At 64.7% G+C, this 20,307-nt stretch carries 16 protein-coding genes; 7 read left to right on the top strand and 9 right to left on the bottom strand.

From position 1 onward, the window contains the following. Positions 1-695 precede the first annotated feature (695 nt). Positions 696-1,772, top strand: a complete 1,077-nt coding sequence (locus ASG63_RS12455; RefSeq protein ID WP_056216537.1) for a PAS domain-containing protein — start codon at positions 696-698, stop codon at positions 1,770-1,772. A gap of 51 nt (positions 1,773-1,823) precedes the next feature. On the opposite strand, the gene ASG63_RS12460 is transcribed toward ASG63_RS12455, so the two are convergent. The 5 genes from ASG63_RS12460 to ASG63_RS12480 form a co-directional block, all read right to left on the bottom strand. Beyond that, the gene (locus ASG63_RS12460) at positions 1,824-2,243 is read right to left on the bottom strand and encodes an FKBP-type peptidyl-prolyl cis-trans isomerase (RefSeq protein ID WP_056216539.1); all 420 of its coding nucleotides are present in this window, start codon (positions 2,241-2,243) and stop codon (positions 1,824-1,826) included. A gap of 89 nt (positions 2,244-2,332) precedes the next feature. Beyond that, positions 2,333-3,484, bottom strand: coding sequence for a GNAT family N-acetyltransferase (locus ASG63_RS12465; protein ID WP_056216542.1), 1,152 nt, complete (start codon positions 3,482-3,484; stop codon positions 2,333-2,335). Beyond that, the gene (locus ASG63_RS12470) at positions 3,481-4,791 is read right to left on the bottom strand and encodes a lipopolysaccharide biosynthesis protein (RefSeq protein ID WP_244472782.1); all 1,311 of its coding nucleotides are present in this window, start codon (positions 4,789-4,791) and stop codon (positions 3,481-3,483) included. Before ASG63_RS12470 ends, ASG63_RS12465 begins: the two co-directional genes overlap by 4 nt. 129 nt (positions 4,792-4,920) lie before the next feature. Then, positions 4,921-5,880 carry an SGNH/GDSL hydrolase family protein gene (locus ASG63_RS12475; RefSeq protein WP_056216546.1) on the bottom strand — a complete coding sequence of 320 codons (960 nt, stop codon included), beginning with the start codon at positions 5,878-5,880 and terminating at the stop codon, positions 4,921-4,923. Next, on the bottom strand, positions 5,844-6,938 hold the full coding sequence (locus tag ASG63_RS12480) for an OpgC family protein (protein WP_056216548.1): 1,095 nt from the start codon (positions 6,936-6,938) through the stop codon (positions 5,844-5,846). The genes ASG63_RS12475 and ASG63_RS12480 overlap by 37 nt, the downstream gene beginning before the upstream one ends. Positions 6,939-7,209: 271 nt before the next feature. On the opposite strand from ASG63_RS12480, the gene ASG63_RS12485 reads away from it, so the two are divergent. Both ASG63_RS12485 and ASG63_RS12490 read left to right on the top strand, forming a co-directional pair. Further along, entirely contained in the window at positions 7,210-8,757 is a 1,548-nt protein-coding gene (locus ASG63_RS12485) for an ATPase domain-containing protein (RefSeq protein ID WP_056216550.1), read from the top strand. Then, complete coding sequence (locus ASG63_RS12490) at positions 8,744-9,784, top strand: sensor histidine kinase (RefSeq protein WP_056216552.1); 1,041 nt, start codon at positions 8,744-8,746, stop codon at positions 9,782-9,784. Before ASG63_RS12485 ends, ASG63_RS12490 begins: the two co-directional genes overlap by 14 nt. Before the next feature lie 36 nt (positions 9,785-9,820). Here the strand turns inward: ASG63_RS12490 and ASG63_RS12495 are convergent, their stop codons facing one another. Further along, positions 9,821-10,513 (bottom strand): GntR family transcriptional regulator, encoded by a 693-nt coding sequence (locus ASG63_RS12495; protein WP_056216554.1) that lies wholly within the window; start codon positions 10,511-10,513, stop codon positions 9,821-9,823. A 631-nt stretch (positions 10,514-11,144) separates the two neighbouring features. Between ASG63_RS12495 and oxc the strand changes: the two genes are divergently transcribed. Both oxc and frc read left to right on the top strand, forming a co-directional pair. Continuing rightward, positions 11,145-12,929, top strand: a complete 1,785-nt coding sequence (oxc, locus tag ASG63_RS12500) for an oxalyl-CoA decarboxylase (RefSeq protein ID WP_244479891.1) — start codon at positions 11,145-11,147, stop codon at positions 12,927-12,929. Positions 12,930-13,124: 195 nt separating this feature from the next. Beyond that, complete coding sequence (frc, locus tag ASG63_RS12505) at positions 13,125-14,399, top strand: formyl-CoA transferase (protein ID WP_056216557.1); 1,275 nt, start codon at positions 13,125-13,127, stop codon at positions 14,397-14,399. 359 nt (positions 14,400-14,758) lie between these two features. On the opposite strand, the gene ASG63_RS12510 is transcribed toward frc, so the two are convergent. From ASG63_RS12510 to ASG63_RS12520, 3 genes are all read right to left on the bottom strand, one after another. Continuing rightward, positions 14,759-16,606, bottom strand: coding sequence for a hypothetical protein (locus ASG63_RS12510; protein WP_082559290.1), 1,848 nt, complete (start codon positions 16,604-16,606; stop codon positions 14,759-14,761). 74 nt (positions 16,607-16,680) lie between these two features. After that, positions 16,681-16,962, bottom strand: a complete 282-nt coding sequence (locus ASG63_RS12515; RefSeq protein ID WP_056216559.1) for a hypothetical protein — start codon at positions 16,960-16,962, stop codon at positions 16,681-16,683. 277 nt (positions 16,963-17,239) lie between these two features. Beyond that, the gene (locus ASG63_RS12520; RefSeq protein ID WP_056216561.1) at positions 17,240-17,647 is read right to left on the bottom strand and encodes a CBS domain-containing protein; all 408 of its coding nucleotides are present in this window, start codon (positions 17,645-17,647) and stop codon (positions 17,240-17,242) included. Between the two features lie 727 nt (positions 17,648-18,374). On the opposite strand from ASG63_RS12520, the gene oxlT reads away from it, so the two are divergent. Beyond that, the gene (oxlT, locus tag ASG63_RS12525) at positions 18,375-19,691 is read left to right on the top strand and encodes an oxalate/formate MFS antiporter (protein ID WP_056216563.1); all 1,317 of its coding nucleotides are present in this window, start codon (positions 18,375-18,377) and stop codon (positions 19,689-19,691) included. Between the two features lie 103 nt (positions 19,692-19,794). Beyond that, a complete protein-coding gene (locus ASG63_RS12530; RefSeq protein WP_056216565.1) occupies positions 19,795-20,115 on the top strand; it encodes a hypothetical protein in 321 nt (106 codons plus the stop codon). Positions 20,116-20,307: the final 192 nt, after the last annotated feature.

The following is a 20,307-nucleotide window of genomic DNA, read 5'->3' on the forward strand; positions in this document are numbered from 1 at the left end:
GATCGACCGTATCCGTTCGCGCTATTTTCATCCTATGCTCGTATCTCATCACGAAGACTTGAAGACAACCCAGGGTTTAATTGGGGGTTTTCAGTTTTGGATACGCGTCAATTTCAGGCACATCCCTCGATCATCTGTCTGCGGAGGCCCGGAACCACTGTAAGCCAGCGGCCACCCGAGGAGAGAAGTCCTGCCCCCTTCAGCGGGCGTCCGCCCCACCGACCGGCGCAGCGTCCATCTGCGGTGCCATCCGCCCGTGCGCCGAAGCCGCCGCAGGGTCTCCGACGCCGGTCGAGGGCAAACGCCGGACCTTGTGCCGGAGAGAACCGGTGCAGGACCCACGACCGTGCCGGCGCCGATCGGAGACGGGTCCGGCGGCCATCAGATCCCCCGATCGCCGGGCGATCGAGACGCGTTTCCCGACCGCGCGGGACCTTTGGCCCGCGCGGGGCGCGTCGCCCCGAGGCGGCGCTCCGCCCCGGGATCGCCCCCCTGGACGCGGCAGCGCATCCTAGGATTGGAAGCATCTGAGAGCTATTGTGAATGAATTTTAATGTAGCGCCCAGGCTTTTAACTGGACTTGCAGCGATGGCGTCTCATAATCCGGCCCGGTTCGGGCAACGCGTGCCTGCCCTTACATCGTCATGAGAGATGATTCTTTGTTTTCCGCGGGTGTGATCCGTTCCGGAATTTCCGTGCCGAGGGAGGAGCCGCGCCAGCCCGTTCCCGCCTCGCTGGCCCAGATTCTCCGGCTGGTCGAGGAGCTGGCCCAGATCGGGCTCTGGTCCATCGACCTCCGCTCGGGCGTGCTCTCGCTGTCGGACGGCGTCGTGCGGCTCACCGGCCTGTCGCAGCAGACCACCCGGATGGAGGCGCTGCGCGCCCTGGTCCATCCCGAGGACAGCCCGATCTTCGACGAGGTCTCGGCCGCGCTGCGCACCGGGATCCCGGTCGATCGCGGCTTTCGGATCGTTCGGCCGGATCGGACCGTGCGCTGGGTCGAGTTCAGGGGGAACGTGGTGCTGGGGACGGATGCCCGTCCGGTGCGGGCCGACGGCCTGATCCTGGACGTCACCAGCCGGCACGAGACCACGCAATCAGTCCTGCGCAATCAGGCGCGCTACGAGGGCCTCGTCCAGGCGATCGCGGCCGTGGTCTGGCTGATGAGCCCGGACGGGGTCCGTCAACCATCCCCGAGCTGGTGCGCCCTGACGGGTCAGACCCCGGAGGAGTGGCATGCCGGCGGCTGGGTCTCGGCGATCCATCCCGAGGACCGGGAGCGCGCGGCCAGCGCCTGGGCGACGGCCTTCCGCCGGCACGAACCCTACGAAGCCAATTACCGCCTGCGCCGCGCCGACGGGCATTACCGCTGGGTCAGCAGCCGGGCCGTCCCGGTGCTCAACCCCGACCGCTCGGTCCGGGAATGGATCGGCCTCGTCATCGACATGACCAGCACGGCCAGCATGATGACCCAGCCCCCGGCCCTGGCGCTGGCCGACATGTCCGGGCCGCTGATCCGGAGCGCCCGGGCGATGCTGAACTGGTCGATCCCGGACCTCGCGGCGGCCGCGGAGGTCTCGGGCTCCAGCATCAAGCGATTCGAGGAGAGCGGGGGCGCCGTGCTGCGGCCGCGGACGCGCGCCGCCATCCGGAACGCGCTGGAGGCCGCCGGCATCACCTTCGTCGCGCGCCTGTCCGGCGAGGTCGGCCTGGTCTACCGGCCGGTCGCGCCCGAGGCGCACCCGGAGTCCCGACCCGACACCGCCGCCTGAGGCGGCGCGGGGCCGCCGGTCGCGCGACCTCGACGCGACCGGCGTGGTATACTAGCGGGCGCCGAGAAGCTCGACGTCGAAGATCAGGGTCGCGTTGGGCGGGATCACGCCGCCGGCGCCGCGCGGGCCGTAGCCCTGGTCGGGCGGGATGATCAGCGTGCGCTTGCCGCCGACCTTCATCGTGGCGACGCCCGTGTCCCAGCCGGCGATGACCTGCCCGGCGCCGAGGGTGAAGGTGAAGGGCGTGCCGCGATCCCGCGAGGAATCGAACTTCTTGCCCGGCTTGCCACCGTCGTCGAGCCAGCCCGTGTAGTGGACGCTGACCTTCTGGCCGGCCTTCGGCTCGGGGCCGGTGCCCACGACCTCGTCACGGTACTGGAGGCCCGAGGGGGTGGTGACGGTCTCGGCGGATGCGGATGCAGTCATGGCGAGGATCAAGGCTCCGGTGAGGGCATAGAGGGGACGGCGCATGGTAGGTCCTGTCTGGCATGCCGAGGCGGCGCAGTAGCACGGACTCGCCAGGACGTCACAATCCCCGCTCTGCGCCGAGCCCCGCGCCCTCAGCGCCGAAGCAGCCGCCGCGCCTCGCCCCGGGCCGTCTCCTCGAAGCGGGCGAGGCGGAGGCGCCGCTCCAGCCCGATCAGCCCGCGCGCCCTCTCCGGCACGGCGACGATCTCCGCGACGGTGTCGCGCTCGCGGTAGAGGCTCTCCAGGGCCGAACCGGCCAGGGTCGCGGAATCGAGGCGGTCGGCGAACCCCTCCGCATGCAGCGCCCGCACGATCTCGGCCTCCAGGACGAGGCCCGGCGCGAAGGCGCGGGCGGTCTCGTCATAGGCGGTCTTCAAGAGGTAGGCGGTGCCGCCCGCCACCAGCGCGAGGCTGACGGCCAGGGTCGTCCCATCCCGGCTCAGGGTGTCGGCCCGGATGCCCACGGGGCCTCCCTCGGCCCGGAACAGCGCGCGGGCGAAGGCGGCATGCGCCGGGCGGCAGGCCATGGCGGTGCCGGCGGCTCCCTTCCATCCGGCGGCCTCGACGTCGAGGAAACCCTCCACCGCCCGGGCGAGAGCCGGTCCCTGCGTCACGGTCTGAAGGCTCACCACACCGCCCTCGGCGAGGCGGCGCTGCCGGCGTCGCAGATCCTTCAGCCGCGAGGGATGCGGATGCCCGTCGAGGAAGGCGGCGTGATCGGGGCGCCTGTCGAGGACCGGACGGGCGAACCGCGCCACCTCGCCGAGATCCCAGCCGGCCTCCGCCATCGCGGCCATCAGGTCGCGGCCCGGTGCCGCCTCGACCGAGAGCAGCGGCCAGCGCCACGCCCGTCCGCCGGAAGCGGCGGCAAGGCCCTCGACCAGGGCCCTCAGGATCGCGGACCTGTCCGGGCCCTCTGCCACCAGCGGCGCGGACGCGGTGATGAAGGGCGACGCGAACGGCAGCAGCACGGATCGTCCGAGTCCGCAGATATCGTAGGAGCGGCGAAACGGCAGAACCGCCTCCAGGCGCTCCGGCCCGTGCACGACGACGACGCCCATGTCCGACGACGCCAGGCCGCTCGCCAGATGGGCTTGCATCACGTGCCGACCGAAGAAGGGATGCGCCCTCCCCGCCCGGACCGAAAGGTCGTCCCAAGCCGCCGCCTCCCGCCCGAGAGACGCGAGCGACGTGATCGCGTGGGTATAGGCCGGCGCAACCCGCCGGGCATGAGCGGCACTCATCGACCCCGTCTCCCGAACAGACCGATCCGGACCGGCGTGACCAGGCCATGCACCGCATGGGCCGCCCAGGCCATGGCGGCGGCTCGGACCACGGTCGCGAGCGCCATCGCCAGGGCGGCGCCGATCACCCCGAACACCGGGACCAGTATGAGGCAGAGGCCGCCGGCCAGACCCAGGATGCCGACGGCGACGCCGGCGGCCAGGCGCTCTCCGCCGAGCATGTTGAGCAGGTCCTCACCCGGACCGAAGGCGCTGGCGGCGACACTCCCGGCAACGAGGACGGCGAGGATGGGCAGGCTGTCCCGGAATTCGGAGCCGAACAGGCCTAACAGGAGGGGCGCGGCCGCGAGGACGGCGATCCCGATGAGCGTGGTGGCCGCGAGGGTGAGACGCGCCTGCAGGGCGATCAGATCGGCGAGCCGCCCCCGATCCCCGGCCGCATGGGCTGCGGTGAAGCGTTGCGCCGTGGCGGCGGTGGCGGCGAAATGGACGAAGACCACGAATTGCTGGATCCGCGTCGCAGCGAAGTACAGCCCCACCGTGGCCGGTGGGGCGAGCAGGCTCAGCACGACGACGTCGATGAAGCTCGAAGCGGACGTGGCGAGGTCGCTGCCCGCGATCGGCAGGCAGGCGCGGAACCAGCGCCGCCAGGCATAGCGGCGCGGTCCGGTGGGCAGGATCGCCTGAAGGCGCCGCAGCAGCAGGGCCGCCTGGATCGACACTGCGATCCCGGTCGCCACGAGGGTGCACAGGACGGCGACGCGCGCCTCCGCCGGGGCGCCGAATCCCACGGCCGCCAGCATGGCGGCCATGATCAGACCCTGCCGCAGCAGGTACGGGGGCGCGATGGCGAGCACGGCCCAGTTCTGACCGCGGGCCACGCCCTCGCAGTAATCCTGAAGCGCGAAGAGCGGCAGCACCAACGCCGCCACGAGGAGCGGGGCGGCATAGGGCCCCTCCAGCAGGGAGCCCTCGACCCAGACCAGGGCAAGCCCCCCGAGGGAGACGGCCATTGCGCTCGCCAGGGTCACGGTCGTGCCGCCGACGAGGTAGGCGCGGACGGCAGCCAGGTCGCCCCGGGCCTGATCCGCCGGAATGAACCGGCAGGCGCCCTGCGACAGGCCGAGGGTGGCCGAATGACCGAGGATCGCGATCCAGACCCAGATCGCTGCGAAGATTCCGTACTCGGTGCCGCCCATCAGGCGCGCCATCAGCACCTGCCCGACATAGGCGAAGCCGGCGGCGCCGATGCGGATCGCGAAGACGTGGATCGCCGCCCCGGCGGCACCACCGCGCAGACGCGTCAACGCGCTCCACGCGCCGGCGGCTCCGATCCTATCCGTCGCTGTGCTCACCGAATGGCCCCCGCCCGATCGACACCGGTGTAGGGCCTACGCCATTGCGGCGCGGTTAAGCCGAGCGGTTAAGGCTTTGGTTCAGGGCCCGGCGGGCGCCGTCGCTGGTAGCTTGGTCCCAGCGGATTCCTTCGGCGGCGCCAACGTCAGGGCGGGTCGCCCGGCGCTGCCCGTCGAGGCCGGATCCGGCTGGAGCAGCGACAGGGTGATCGCGCGGGTGACGTGCTCGGCCATGCAGCGCAGACCGAGATCGTTCAGTCGAAACTGGCTGCCCAGGAGATGTCCCTCGCCCTTGTCGTTGCGGCGAGCGAGGTAGCGCATCGCTTCGTAGCGCTGCACCAGGGGCACGCCCTCCCGCAGGGCGACCTCCTGCACCTTGCGCACGAGGCTGGTGTAATAGTCGTCCGAGGCGAGACTCGCGGTATAAACCGGGCTGACCAGTACAACGTCGATCTCATGCCCCTTGATCCATTGCACGGTCTCGTCGAGGGCCGTGCCGAAGGCATCAAGATCGACCCGGGCGAGGGCATCGTGGGAGCCGACCTGCCAGATGACGAGGTCGGGCTCCACTTCCGCAACCATGCTGCGCAGGCGCTCGCCTGCCCCCGACGCGATCTCGCCTTGCAAACCCCGGCTCTCCACGACCACGTCGACATCCGGTAGGGAGCGCTCGAGGGCGGTCTCCAGCTTGACCGGATACGTGGCGGAGGACCCGAGTCCCATCGTCGAGGCGCCGATGGCGAGCACGCGGACCGGGCGTTTTTCCTTGAGGGCCGCCTTCACCGCGCCGAGGCGGGCCAGGGTATAAAGCTTCGAGCCCGGCACCCGGCATTCCGGCGAGAGGGTCACGTCGACGGCCTCTGCATCCGGCCCCTGACCGGCGGCGACGCTCGGAGGCGACACCACGGTCGGCGGCGGACCTCCCACCTTCGCGGGCTCTTGATGGGGCGCCGGCTCCTGCGCCCGGGCGCTGCCTCCGCCGAGGGGGCAGAGGAGGGCCAGGCTCAAGGCGAGGAGACCCGCGGCTTTCGGGAGCGCCATTCGACGAACCATGCGGTGAAACCCAGTACGAATAGGCCAGACCCTACGACGAAAACGTCGACAACGACACCGCCGCCGGCCCAGAACCGTATGAGTTGCGCGGCCAGGCTGAGCAGGGAGCCGACAGAGAAGACTGCCAGCGAATTTCGCCCCAGACTGGCGAGGAAGGCCGTGATCCATCCGAGTCGCGGGGCGAGGAATCCGTAGAGCGTCTGGAAGGCGAGGAGCACGCCTAGGAAGTGGATCACCCGCGCCGGGGACAAGTAGGTCTTGTCAAAGGTGAAGACGAGGCGTGGATCGGGAACGAGGAGCGGATCCGGCCTGAGATCGAGCACCGACAGGACGATACCGGTGAGAACGATGACCACTCCCACCGGGACGAGGCGACGCGACCAGCGCTTCAGCCAGGGGGAGGTCCGACTCCAGTCCTGCATGATGAAGCCGAGAACGAGGAGAAGCTGCCAGCACAGCGGATCGAAGAACCAATCGCCCTCCCCCGGCCAGGACGGCAGGTTCCACTCGAACACCAGGCTTGAGGCATAGAGCGCGAAGGACAAGAGGAGGGCAGCGCTCCGGCTCACGCGCCCGATCAGCACGAAGACGGGTGCGATGCCGAGGAGCACGACGTAGAGCGGCAGGATGTTGAAGAAGCCCAGTTGGTGCGTCAACAGCACGAAGCCGACCATGGTTTGGATCGGATCGGCGAAGAAGCCTCCAGCATTGTGCCATTCGAGCAGCAACGGGTTGTCGAGCACAAGGGCCGTGCCGGCAATCATGCCAAGGGCGAGGGCCATCGTGGTGATCTGAGCGCGGTAGACTTCGATGGTGCGCGACATCAGCCGCAGCACGGTCTTCAGCCGCGGCTCGGGGCTCCCATCACGATTGCGCGTGGCGATTCCGATCGACCAGCCGGCTAGGAAGACGAACAGCTCAGCGGCATCTGAGATGCTGTACTGCGAATAGGTGTAGCGCTCGAAAGTGTTGCCGGGAATGTGATTCACGAAGATCGTGACGAGGGCCAGCCCCCGCCAGAAATCCACCGCGTTCGGTTCGCGCATCGGGGCTCCGCACTCCGGTAGCTCGAAAGGACAGATGCGAGGCGGGCAGTATCTCGCGGCCGCGCGGCAAGGGCCGGCCCTGATACGGTGCCCTCGCGGTTCTGCAAAGGGCAACCTTCGGCGGCGATGACCGGAGGCCGAACTCGTCCTGCACGGAGGGCACGGCGGGCGCTCGGCGAGGCGCATACCCCGGCGGTGTGGCATAAATACCGGCGACGCCGAGGGGTCCCCCACCTATGGTGGATCCGATTTTCACGTTGCGGATTCATCCATGCAGACCCCCGTCGCCGGCGACGCCGCGCCGATCCCGACCGGCGTGCCAGGCCTCGACGAGATTCTCCACGGCGGCTATGCGGCCCAGCGGGCTCATCTCATCGAGGGGCGGCCGGGTAGTGGCAAGACCACCCTCGGACTGCAATTTCTCCTCGACGGTGTAAATCGGGGCGAGCGGGGCCTCTACATCACCCTCTCGGAGAGCCGGCGCGAACTCCTCTCGGTGGCCGAGCGCCATGGCTGGTCCCTGGACGGCGTCGAGATCTACGAATTGGTGCCGCCGGAGCTCAGCCTGGATTCGGAGCAGCAGCAGACCCTCATCCACTCGTCCGACCTCGAACTCGGCGAAACGGTCCGGATGGCGCTGGCCGAGATCGAGCGCGTGAACCCGGTCCGGGTGGTGTTCGACAGCCTGTCGGAGATCCGCTTGCTGTCGCAGGGCTCCCTTCGCTACCGGCGGCAGGTGTTGGCGCTTAAGAGCTATTTCCTGCTCAACAACGCCACCGTGCTGATGCTCGACGATCTGAGCTCCGAAGATGACGACCTCAACCTGCACTCGATCAGCCACGCGGTCCTGCGCCTGGAACAAGTGACGCCGACCTACGGCGCTGCGCGCCGCCGGCTCCACATCATCAAGATGCGCGGCACCCCCTACGAGAGTGGCTACCACGACTTCGTGCTGAAGCGGGGTGGGGTTCGGATCTTCCCTCGCCTCGTGGCCGCCGATCACCATGCCGAGTTCGAGCCTGGGACGGTCGCCTGCGGGGTTCCTGAGCTGGACGCGGTCCTCGGCGGCGGCCTGGACCGGGGTACCACGAACCTCATCATCGGCCCTTCGGGCGCCGGCAAGTCGACCCTGGCGCTCGGTTACCTGATGGCCGCCCTCGATCGCGGCGAACATGGGCTGATCATCAGCTTCGACGAGACCTCCGGCATCCTCGAGCGGAGGGCTACGGGAATCGGCTTCGCGATCGGCCCCCACATCCAATCCGGACGCCTGCGGATCGAACAGATGGACCCGGCCGATATCTCGGCGGGCGATTTTGCCGGGCGGATCCGCGATGCGGTCGAGACCGATGGGGCGCGCGTCGTAGTGATCGACAGCCTCACGGGCTACATGAGCGCCATGAGCGGGCAGCCGCACCTGGTGCTGCAGATGCACGAGATGACGACTTACCTGAACCAGCAGGGCGTGGTGACGATCCTAGTGCTGGCCCAGCACGGGATGGTGGGGCGGATGGAGGCGCCGGTCGATCTCACTTATGTCAGCGACACGGTGGTGATGCTCCGCTTCTTTGAAGCGGGCGGCCACGTACGCCGCGCCCTCTCGGTGCTGAAGAAGCGCACCGGCCCGCACGAGAATACCATCCGAGAGTTCAGAATCGATTCGCAGGGGCTCCGGGTGGGGGCCGTGCTCGAGGATTTCCGCGGTGTGCTCACCGGCGTGCCAACCTTCGAGGGGAAGCACGCCGATCTTCTTGATGACCGGCCCGTTGCGTCGGCACAGATCACCGATAGTCAAACCGGCTCCCATGGCGCAGCCTGATCCCATCGCGCTGATCCTGGCCCCGAGCGGACGGGACGCGCGCATCGCTGCAGCGATTCTGGCTGAGGTCGGCATCGATTCACGGATCAAGGCGAACTTGGCGGACCTTGTGGCAGACCTCGATGTCGCGGCCTGCGCGGTGATCACCGAAGAGGCGCTCCTGCGCTCAGACCGACGGGCGATCGCCGAATGGTCGGAGCGCCAGCCCCCCTGGTCCGACTTTCCCTTTATCCTGCTCAGTCATCGCGGCGCCTCACCCGACGAACGCTTGAACGGCCTGCTCGGCAACGTGACCTTGCTAGAGCGGCCGTTCCATCCGGCGGTACTCGCCAACGCAGTGCGTTCGGCCCTGCGCGCCCGGCGCCGGCAGTGGGAGGTAGCGGCCCATCTGGACGAGCGCCAGAAGACTCATGAGCGCCAAGCCCTGCTGATTCGAGAGCTTCATCATCGTGTGAAGAACACCCTCGCCACGGTACAGGGCCTGCTCGGCGCGACTGCGCGGTCCACCCACGATGTCGAGACGTTCTACCAATCGTTCTCCAACCGGATCGTCTCCCTGGGCAAGACCCACACACTCCTCACGGAGGATTATTGGCAGACGGCCCCACTGCACGAGCTGCTTGAGAACGAGCTGAGCCCTTACAATGACGCCAAGAGCCAGCGCATCCGCCTCCAGGGACCGATGATCGAGTTGGCGGCCGACCTCGCCGTCCCGACCGGGATGGCGTTCCATGAACTGACCACGAACGCGGCCAAGCACGGAGCCCTCTCCGAACCGGGTGGCCGGATCTTTGTCAGATGGGATGTCGTGGCGGGTGAGGCCGGACAGCGCCTGACCCTCGACTGGACGGAGTCAGGAGGGCCGGTGGTGACACCACCGCAGCGCAAGGGCTTCGGCTCGACTCTGCTTCAGCGGGTTCTGGCACAGCAGTGCAACGCCGCCGTAACCATCGACTATGCAGAGAGCGGACTGCGCTTCCACATGGAAGCGCCGCTGCCGGAGGAACGGCTGGTCCCGAGCTACTGAGGAACCGCCGTCCGCGGGACCACCGTCCCGACGCATTCAGTCGAGGTAGTCTCCGTACTTCTCGACGTGGCGGGCGAGGCCCAGGCCGTGCTCGCGCACGAGACGTTCGGCGCGCTCCGCATCCCGTGCTTCCAGGGCCTGAATGATCTCGACATGCTCCTTGATTGAGTTCGCCGCCCGGTCGCCCTGGCGCAGGGCCGTGTTCCGGATTCCGCGAACATGCATCAACAGGTTGCTGGTGATGTCTTTGATCACCTCGCAGCCGCCGAGCGAAATGATCTTCTGATGGAACCGGATGTTCGCATCCGAGTACTCGTCCATGTGATCGGTCGGGCGCCCCTCGTAGAATTCGGGGAAATGAATACGCAGGCAGCCAAGTTGCTCGTCGGTGGCGTGCTCACAAGCGAGCCGGGCAGCCATGCTCTCCAGGGCCGACCAAGCCTGGATCATCGCCACGATCTCCTTCTTCGACTTCTTGATCACGAAGACACCACGACGTGCTTCGAACCGGACGAATCCCTCCTGCTCCAGGACCGTGAGGGCTTCGCGGACCGGGGTGCGGCTGACGCCGAGATCCTGAGACAGCTTGCGCTCGTCGAGCCGGACCTCGTCGCGCTGGCTGTAGATGTTCATGTTGGTGATGGCTTCCTTCAGCGCATCGTAGGCAAGCGCACGCAAGCTCGACGTCGCGGCGAGCGGCTTGATCTGAAAGGTCGTGGACTCAACCATGCTTACACCTGGAACGATCGCTAGGACGCTGACGCGACGTCAATTTGATTAGGAACATGCCGAACCCGCTTCCGGAACACAAGGAAACCTTGGCGATTGAGCCGGGACACGATCTGAATATCCCCCCTGCAACAACAACATAGCTACGTCGACTCACCAAGGCGTGACGACGAACGGTTGCTCGTATTCCCGGAAGCAATGATTTTCCCATTCGGGGGCCGCCTCGGAGGTGCTGCCGCTGATGACCGATCCCGGGCGCAAGCGATCCGGTCAGATCCGGTTTGACACTTGGTATTTGGTATGCCACCATTCTTGGACTGACAACCGGCCGGTCGCGATTGACAGCACTGCACCTAACACAATCCTCGAACCGGATCATCGCCCAGCGTACAATTATGCGAAGTGATCGATCGGCTGAAGACTGATTTACTCACGATTATACGCCTCATGGCTATATGAGTTGTCGAGCAATTCGACTGTGAGCCGCAGAGATCGTTGCGATCTGACTGATGCCTCGGCCGAAAACTCCGATCATTCCGGATTAAATTTAAGTCCGACGCCCACCTCAAACGTTCGAAGACACTCAAAAATAGCGCGCCACCCAACAAGAAGCGCCCCAACTGGAGGAAACATGATGGATAGAACCGCTGGCTCCAAATCCCCGCAGGCCGTCCATGACGTCGCCACCGGCGTTGGTGTCACGTCCGATCATGCGGGCGAGCAGATCGACGGCTTCCACCTCGTCATCGATGCCCTGAAGCTCAACGGCATCACCAACATCTATGGCGTGCCCGGCATTCCGATCACGGATCTCGGCCGCCTCGCGCAGGCCGCCGGTATGCGCGTCATCTCCTTCCGCCATGAGCAACACGCCGGAAACGCCGCCGCGATCGCGGGCTTCCTCACCAAGAAGCCCGGTATCTGCCTCACCGTTTCCGCGCCGGGCTTCCTCAACGGCCTGACGGCGCTGGCCAACGCGACCACGAACTGCTTCCCGATGATCCTGATCTCGGGCTCCTCCGAGCGCGAGATCGTCGACCTGCAGCAGGGCGACTACGAGGAGATGGACCAACTCGCTATCGCCAAACCCCTGTGCAAGGCCGCATTCCGCGTGCTGCACGCCTGCGATATCGGCATCGCGGTCGCCCGCGCCATCCGCGCCGCGGTTTCCGGCCGTCCGGGTGGCGTCTACCTCGACCTGCCCGCTAAGCTGTTCAGCCAAGTCATGGATGCCGAGGCGGGCACCAAGTCACTGGTCAAGGTAATCGACGCGGCCCCCGCGCAGCTACCGGCCCCGGCAGCCATCACCCGTGCCCTCGACGTGCTCAAGAGCGCCAAGCGTCCGCTCATCGTCCTCGGCAAGGGAGCCGCATACGCCCAGGCCGACGAGGAGATCCGCAACCTCGTCGAGCGCAGCGGCATCCCCTATGTGCCGATGAGCATGGCCAAAGGCCTCCTCCCCGACACCCATCCGCAATCGGCCGGTGCGGCACGCTCCCTCGTCCTCAAGGAAGCCGACGTGGTCCTCCTGGTCGGCGCGCGCCTGAACTGGCTGCTCTCGCACGGCAAGGGCAAGACCTGGGGCGCCCCGGGCTCGAAGAAGTTCATCCAGATCGACATCGAGCCGAAGGAAATGGATTCGAACGTCGAGATCGTTGCCCCGGTGGTCGGCGACATCGGCTCCTGCGTCACCGCCCTCCTCGACGGCATGGGCCAGAACTGGCAGGCGCCCCCGACGGCCTGGACCGACGCGATCCGGATCAAGAAGGAGGAGAACCTCGCCAAGATGGCCTCGAAGCTGAAGAAGAACTCGGCTCCGATGGACTTCCACGGAGCGCTAGGCGCACTCCGGACCATCATCAAGGAGCGGCCCGACGCGATCCTCGTCAACGAGGGCGCCAACACCCTCGATCTCGCCCGCGGTATCATCGACATGTATCAGCCGCGCAAGCGCCTGGACGTCGGCACCTGGGGCATCATGGGCATCGGCATGGGGTTCGCCGTGGCTGCCGCCGTCGAGACCGGCAAGCCGGTCCTGGCGGTGGAGGGCGACAGCGCTTTCGGCTTCTCCGGAATGGAGGTCGAGACGATCTGCCGGTACGACCTGCCGGTCTGCATCGTGGTCTTCAACAACAACGGCATCTATCGCGGCACGGACACCGACCCTACCGGCCGCGATCCAGGCACCACGGTGTTCGTAAAGGACTCGCGCTACGACAAGATGATGGAGGCCTTCGGCGGCATCGGCGTCCACGTCACAACCCCGGACGAACTCTCCCAGGCCGTCAACGCCGCGATGGACTCGGGCAAGCCCACCCTGATCAATGCGATGATTGACCCGAGCGCCGGCACCGAGAGCGGCAACATCGGAAGCCTGAACCCGACGAGCACGGTGGTCCGCAAGAAAACCGCCTGAGGCGCGAGACCTTGCCCTCCCCGGAGACGAACTCCGTCTCCGGGGACACGACACGCGCAGACGGCCTCCCGGTGGGCCGTCTCGCATGCTCCGAAGATCGTGGTATCGGCACCGTGCTGCAGGAGAGCATCCTCCACCCGCCGTCGCCCGAACGGATGCCCGTGCTGACGTCTCCCGGATAGGTGAGCCTGTGCCATGAAAGCCCTCGAAGGCGTCAAAATCCTCGACTTCACGCACGTCCAGTCGGGCCCGACCTGCACGCAGTTGCTAGCCTGGTTCGGTGCCGACGTGATCAAGGTCGAGCGGCCGGGCGTAGGCGATGCGACGCGCCAGCAGCTCCAAGACATTCCGGATGTAGACAGCCTCTATTTCACGATGCTGAACCACAACAAGCGTTCGATCACCCTCGACACCAAGAATCCGAAGGGCATCGAGGTGCTGTGGCGCCTGATCGGCGAGTGCGATGTCCTGGTCGAGAACTTCGCTCCCGGCGCGCTCGCCCGGATGGGCCTGACCTGGGAGGCGATCCACGCCGCCAACCCACGCATGATCCTCGCCTCGGTGAAGGGGTTCGGCCCCGGCGCCTACGAGAACTGCAAGGTCTATGAGAACGTGGCGCAATGCGTCGGCGGCGCTGCATCGACCACGGGGTTCCGCACCGACATCCCGATGGTGACCGGCGCGCAGATCGGTGATTCCGGCACCGGCCTCCACTTGGCACTGGGCATCGTCACCGCTCTGTACCACCGCACCCAGACCGACCTCGGCCAGCGGGTCGACTGCGCCATGCAGGACGGGGTGCTCAACCTCTGCCGGGTCAAACTGCGCGACCAGCAACGCCTAGAGCGTGGCCCCCTGCGGGAATACAGCCAGTTCGGCGAAGGCATTCCGTTCGGCGACTCGGTGCCGCGCGCCGGCAATGATTCCGGGGGCGGCCAGCCGGGCCGGATCCTCAAGTGCAGAGGTTGGGAGACCGACCCGAACGCCTACATCTACTTCATCACCCAGGGCGCGGTCTGGTCGCAGATCTGCGACGTCATCGGCGAACCCGCCTGGGCGACACATCCCGACTATGCCACACCGAAGGCTCGCCTGCCGCACCTGAACGAGATCTTCACCCGCATCGAATCTTGGACGATGTCGAAGACCAAGTTCGAGGCGATGGAGATTCTCAATGCGCTGCATGTGCCATGCGGGCCGATCCTCTCCATGAAGGAGATCGCGGAGGACGAGTCCCTGCGTAAATCCGGTACGGTCGTAGAGGTCGATCACCCCACCCGTGGCAAGTACCTCACTGTGGGCAACCCCATCCGACTCTCGGCCAGCAATACCGAGATCACGCGATCTCCGCTGTTGGGCGAGCACACCGAAGAGATTTTGACCCAGGTCCTCGGATACTCTGAAGCCGAACGTCTTGAGATTGCCGAGTCCGGGGCCATCGGCGTCGTCCAGAGGATCGCCGCTGAATAGGCAGTCCCCTCAACTCGACCTCTCTTCTCCCAACTTGCGCGGCCTCGATCCCTCGACGCCGCGCTTCCTTTGAGGAGGATCATTTATCCATCTCAACCGTGAACAGCAAAACGGCGTTTCTGTTTCCGACGACGACTTCATTGTGTCTTTCGACGGAACCTCCGTCTTGTGACAGCCAGTCAGCGACCTTGATCACGCGTCCGACCTACAGAGCCATATGGACGAGGATCGTGACAAGAAAGGATGCGAGCACGGACAGTGTTTCGAAAACATATAGTGGCGCAACATTTCCTGTTGCATCGCAAATTCACAGTGGTGGTCAAAGATCTTTCGCTCAATCCGCACCATCGTATCTGCTCTCAGGTCAAACGCCTCAGCGTTGTTTTCTCGCCCCAGGCTCCGAGGGTGCACGCTCCACTCACCTGCAGAGCTTCACTGGATCCTGCATTTGCTTCCGCTTGCCTGATGACCCCAAGGCCTGTCAGGACTCGGTGAACGACCGGGTCGGCTTCAGCCAACGTCGGCACGAGACTGGTAAGGCACCCGCTGTCGAGGCGCGCGAGGACGCGGCCTGTGGCGTGATCGGCAAAGCGAATGGTGGTCATCCGGCGCAGGCAATCGCGCAGGAAACGCATCTCTCCTGGCGCATCCCGGGGTGGAACGCCGCGATAGACCGCCTCGGGATTGCGGGCCTGAATATTGATGGCCTGATACCGATCGATGTCGAGCAAGACCTGGACGTCAAGAATGTTCATTACGCCATTCGCACCAAAAGCGACGGTCCGCGGAAGGCAACCCTCGGCTACACCGTTGTCCAGGAACTCGAAATGCACCTCCTTGTCCGGCCGCAACACCCAGGTAAAAAACAACCGTGGCATGCCTGTGTAAGCTTCGACATTGTGCGCCAGTAGGTCTTCCACCGCCTTGTAGCGACCGAACTGTTCGCCACGTTTCCAAGCCCGCTCGACAGTGGCATCCGGCGGCGTGATCATGAACTGCATGTAGACTTGGCGCCCGAAGCGCGTGAGGAGCTGGCTCCCAAGTTCGGTACCGGGATTGACTGCAAAACTGTCAAAGCGGAAGCGGTCGATGACGAGATGGGAGATCCGGCCAGCCTCAGCTTTCCGCGCCATGTAGCCATCGAGCTTGCGGTCAATGATCTCGACCTCGTGTCCTGTCAACGGCCCGGCATAGCGCCGCGCTGACCCGAGACTGTCGTAATCCAACAGGAACTTACGCCAGACATCAGGCGTGATGAGGGCGAAGTCGGACCAATTCAATCCCAGGGTCTCGACCAGAGCGCGCTGATAGGGACGGATGGTACTCTTGCCTGAGGCGGACGAGCCCTTCACGTTCAGGATGACAGGAGTGTCCTGCGGCTTAAGGCGCACGTAACCGCGCTTCGCCACCACTGCCTGCATCCAGGGCTCGATCAGCGCGCCGAGGGCAAGACTACCATAGCCGTTCGACACGAGCGTGACGGCAAGCCTTCCGAGCAGTGACGGGTCACGGATGAGAAAGCCACGTCGACCGATCAGACTCTCGACGACGCAACGCAGCGCGGCGCAGGCCGCCACGGCGAGAGCATCCTCTGCCGCGGCGACCCGCGCATGCCAGGCGTCAAGGTGATGCCAGACCTGATGTATAGGGTCCCGGCCAACGCAAGCAGAGCCGGAAGGTTTTGAGCTTTTCCGTCCGGTGCGGTGAGGCCAGAAACGACGCCAGAGAGCACCGCGCGGTGGCCACCCCTCGGCGGTGTGAAGGTACTCGCCCAATATTTTGTCGATCTGGCCATCGAGAAGTTCCGCGGCTGCGACCCGGATCTCCGCATGTCGCGCGGCGATCTCTCTGCCATGTTCGGCAATACCCTCGTTCAGGATGGCAGAGACGATGGCACGAAAATTTACCCCGAGATCGCCGTACGTCTGGCCGACCGGAACGGAAAGATCAGCCATGACGCGGATCAAAACTTCGTGGACCACCAGTCGCTCAGGCCGGAAGCAGACAAGCGATGTCAATGGCAGACCACTGACATCGCTCAACTCATAGGCATCGTTGAGGGAGGTCTCGACGTTTTCCTCGCGGAAAACGGTAGCTAAGGGCAGGAGCGCGCGCGGAAGGCTCGACTCGATACCCGGGCTCCAGGGCCCGTAACAGTCCGGATCGGCGCCGTCGCTTGCCGGACTCGCCAAGGCATGGATGGTCATGCCAGTAGACTTTGCATTCTGTGATGGTCCGAACGCACGAGATTCGAGCCCAGACCCCAATCCACCGCGGGTGCTCAAACGGCCTGCGGTTCCTCAATGACCTCCAGGCGAAGCTGATACTCTTCTCCCCAAAGCTCCCCAGCTTTCTGGTACCACGCCGCATCGAAATACTCGCGACAGAGTACCTCGCCTGTCCAAATGCAGACAGCGATCAGGCGACCGTCAATCACCTTGACGTGGCGACTGATCAGGCCGTTCGTGATACCAGTCGAGGGACACATGTCGATACTGGTCATCCCGTAGCTGTTCTCGCCGCTGAAGATTACCGGGCAGTCAAGGATTGCCAGGAAACGCATGGGGATCACTCCTTTATCTTCTTCACCACCGACGATGGCAGATTGCAGAGGCGCCGAGCGGTGATGCGCGCCGGCATGCAAACGCCAGCCTTGCCCTACCCGTCGTCGAGCGAGCTTAAAAATGTGTATTTAAACGCATCAAGCGTCAAGTTCTGTGCATTGTTGAAGGATCTGCGATCAATCCAACTGCTTTTGCATCGCACGATTTTGTATCAATCTGTGTAATTCATGAACATCACCAAGGGGATCGGGTCCGACCCCACCTCGGACGCTGCGATTATACAGTCGAAGCGTGTGACGCATCTACAACACAATCCCAGATGCTCTGAATCGAATGAAGGCACATTCCATTCATGATCGCGATATGGTTGGTTTTATGTGCGCAAAACAGTTGCAACCGATCGGCGAGCGGCGTCCGAACGTCGGCGGAGACGAACTCCGGCGTAGTCAGCATCCAAACCAAGCTGTCGAGCGTCTCCAGGCCCTCACTGGCCATTACGCGAAAGATCTCACGATCGCTCAGTATTCCGATAAATGAACCAGTGTCGTCGCATGGGCCGTCAACGACAATTAGCGCATCAACGTCTGGAGCGGCTAGAAGCCGAATTGCTTCCCGCACAGACCGATCCATACGAATATAGCGCACGCGGGAGGCTTCACTGCCAAGCTTCTGGCGCGCGCTCATGGCACCGCTCCTCTAATCTTATGGCATTTTCCACTCGCGAGCCTGGTATACAAAATATTTTCTGTCAATGAGTGGGGCGAAATATCATGCCGAAATGAGAGACAGATCTGCTGCTTTGTCGTTTCAAACTCGCGAACCGGCTTTGAAGAATCTTCCCCGCCTGGATGGCAAACAACAGTTTTCGCCTATCTGCTTGCTGCACTGCGTCATCGCGCACCCGTCCCCAGTGCAGGACCGCAACTAAAACGATTGGGACATCACACAGTGCTCACGTGCGGATGCGCCGCCAGTATGTGCTTCGACCGGCACTATCGCGCATTAGGCGGCGAGGTAACTTCCTCTGCACATAAGCTTATCCGGCATCTGGGTATCGTCGAATAAGGATTCTTGCGTTTCGACGAGACGACACGCTGAGGTATCGCCGGGATTCAAATATCGTCTGCGCTCAGATCGCTGGTGCCCGTGCAAAGCAAGCAGATCGACCGCCTGGAAACACTAAGAGCGATCTCGCGGATGGAGCGAAACTACCAGCATTTGGCCGCCACGCTGCAGTGCGGGATCGATTTCTCGGCAACCAACTCTTGACGATTGGTTCGCAGAGAGAGAGGCTGGTATTCCACATACCAAGCCGGCGATAAGTCCGGCGGTCAACGGCCCCTACGCTCAGCATCGGACGAAGAGCCGATCGCGTATCTCGTTTCATCAAGAGCCTACCGGAGGAAAAGCCATGTCGAGGGTGGAAACCACAACCGAGCACGTATCCGACAGTTATCGATGGGGTCAGCTCGTCATCGGCGTCATCTGCATGGTGATGATCGCCAATCTGCAATACGGCTGGACATTCTTCGTCCCCGACATTCAAAAAAAATTCGGGTTTGATCGCGCCGCGATCCAATGGGCATTCACCCTGTTCGTGTTGTTTGAGACTTGGCTCGTTCCGGTCGAAGGCTGGTTCGTCGACAAGTACGGCCCACGGGTCGTGGTCCTATTCGGTGGTCTCCTTTGCGGGATCGGCTGGGTGATCAACTCCTATGCCAGCACCCTGAACATGTTCTATCTTGGCCAAGTCGTCGCCGGCATCGGCGCGGGCGCGGTCTATGGCACCTGTGTCGGCAGCGCCCTGAAGTGGTTCCCGGACAAGCGTGGTCTCGCCGCCGGCATCATCGCCGCAGGGTTCGGTGCCGGCTCAGCCCTCACCGTCGCGCCGATCCAGTGGATGATCGCCGATCATGGCTTCCAGGCGGCGTTCTTCAACTTCGGCATCGGCCAGGGCCTCGTGGTCGCTGTGTTGGCTTTCTTTTTCACCTCGCCGAAGAAGGGGCAAGTTCCGGACGCCGTCGCGAACACCAACGTCATCCAGACCCGGCGCAACTACACCCCCGGTGAGGTCGCTCGGCAGCCGATCTTTTGGCTGATGTACTTCATGTTCGTTATCGTGGGCGCAGGCGGCTTGATGATCACCGCCAACCTCAAGCCCATCGCTGCCGATATCGGCGTCGACAAGGTGCCGGTCACGATCATGGGCATCACCATGGTCGCCATCACCTTCGCAGCCACCATCGACCGCGTACTCAATGGCTTGACCCGCCCGTTCTTCGGCTGGGTCTCGGATAAGATTGGCCGCGAGAATACCATGTTCGTCGCCTTCGCCATGGAAGGCTTCGGCATCTACATGCTCTACCTCTGGGGCCATGACCCCCTGTGGTTCGTGCTGCTCTCCGGCTTCGTGTTCTTCGCCTGGGGCGAGATCTACTCCCTCTTCCCCTCGACCTGCACAGATACCTTCGGCACGAAGTTCGCTGCGACCAATGCGGGCCTGCTCTACACCGCGAAAGGCACCGCCGCGCTCCTGGTTCCGGTAGCGAACTATCTGCAGCAGGCGACCAACAGCTGGGACGGCGTCTTCCTGGTCGCCGCCGGCGCCAACATCCTCGCCTCGCTCCTCGCCATCGCGGTACTAAAGCCCTGGCGTAAGCGCGTGGTGGCGCAGGCGCTCGCTGTCTCCGACGAGACTAAGCCAGCCCCCCGTATCGTCGCGGCCTGACAGCCCAACTGAAGCGCCGAAGAAAGAGCCGCGGGGGCCGGACGCCAAGTCCTGGCCCCCGCGCCCGTTTCAGCCCACCCGATCGTCTCGCAGGAGATCTCCGATGCCGCCGACCTGGTGCCCGATGCAGACGGCCCCGCAGACCGTCAACCGGATTTGGCTCAACCACCTGACCCTAGGCCCGATTCTTGCGGAAGGCCTCCCCGGCCGCTGGTACTCCCCGAGCGCGACGCGTCAGGTCTGGCGCTGGTACCGCCCGGCCGAGCCGAACGCCCTGGAGCCCTTCAGCGGCTGGCTGCCCTACGATGCGCTCGCAGCGAACGGGATTGACGGCACCACGACGATGGACGATCCAAAGGACCGCTTCGCCATGTCATCCCACCTCGCGGGGCAGCAAGACAAGCCCGCATCCCTCAGGGTGTAGGTCGCGCGTGCGATGACAATACGGTCGGCGATGTATGCCGCATTTCCCGCCACACCCATCGTCCCTTCCGGACCTCCGCATCGGTCATGTTATACCAAGCCTCGCTGAGCAGGACTTACGCGGGGTAGCGTCGGCATCTCGGTCGTGATTCATTCCTGGGTTTGGAGCCTGAGGAGGATGCGATGGCTGCTC

Source organism: Methylobacterium sp. Leaf94, assembly GCF_001426045.1.
GTDB lineage: Bacteria > Pseudomonadota > Alphaproteobacteria > Rhizobiales > Beijerinckiaceae > Methylobacterium.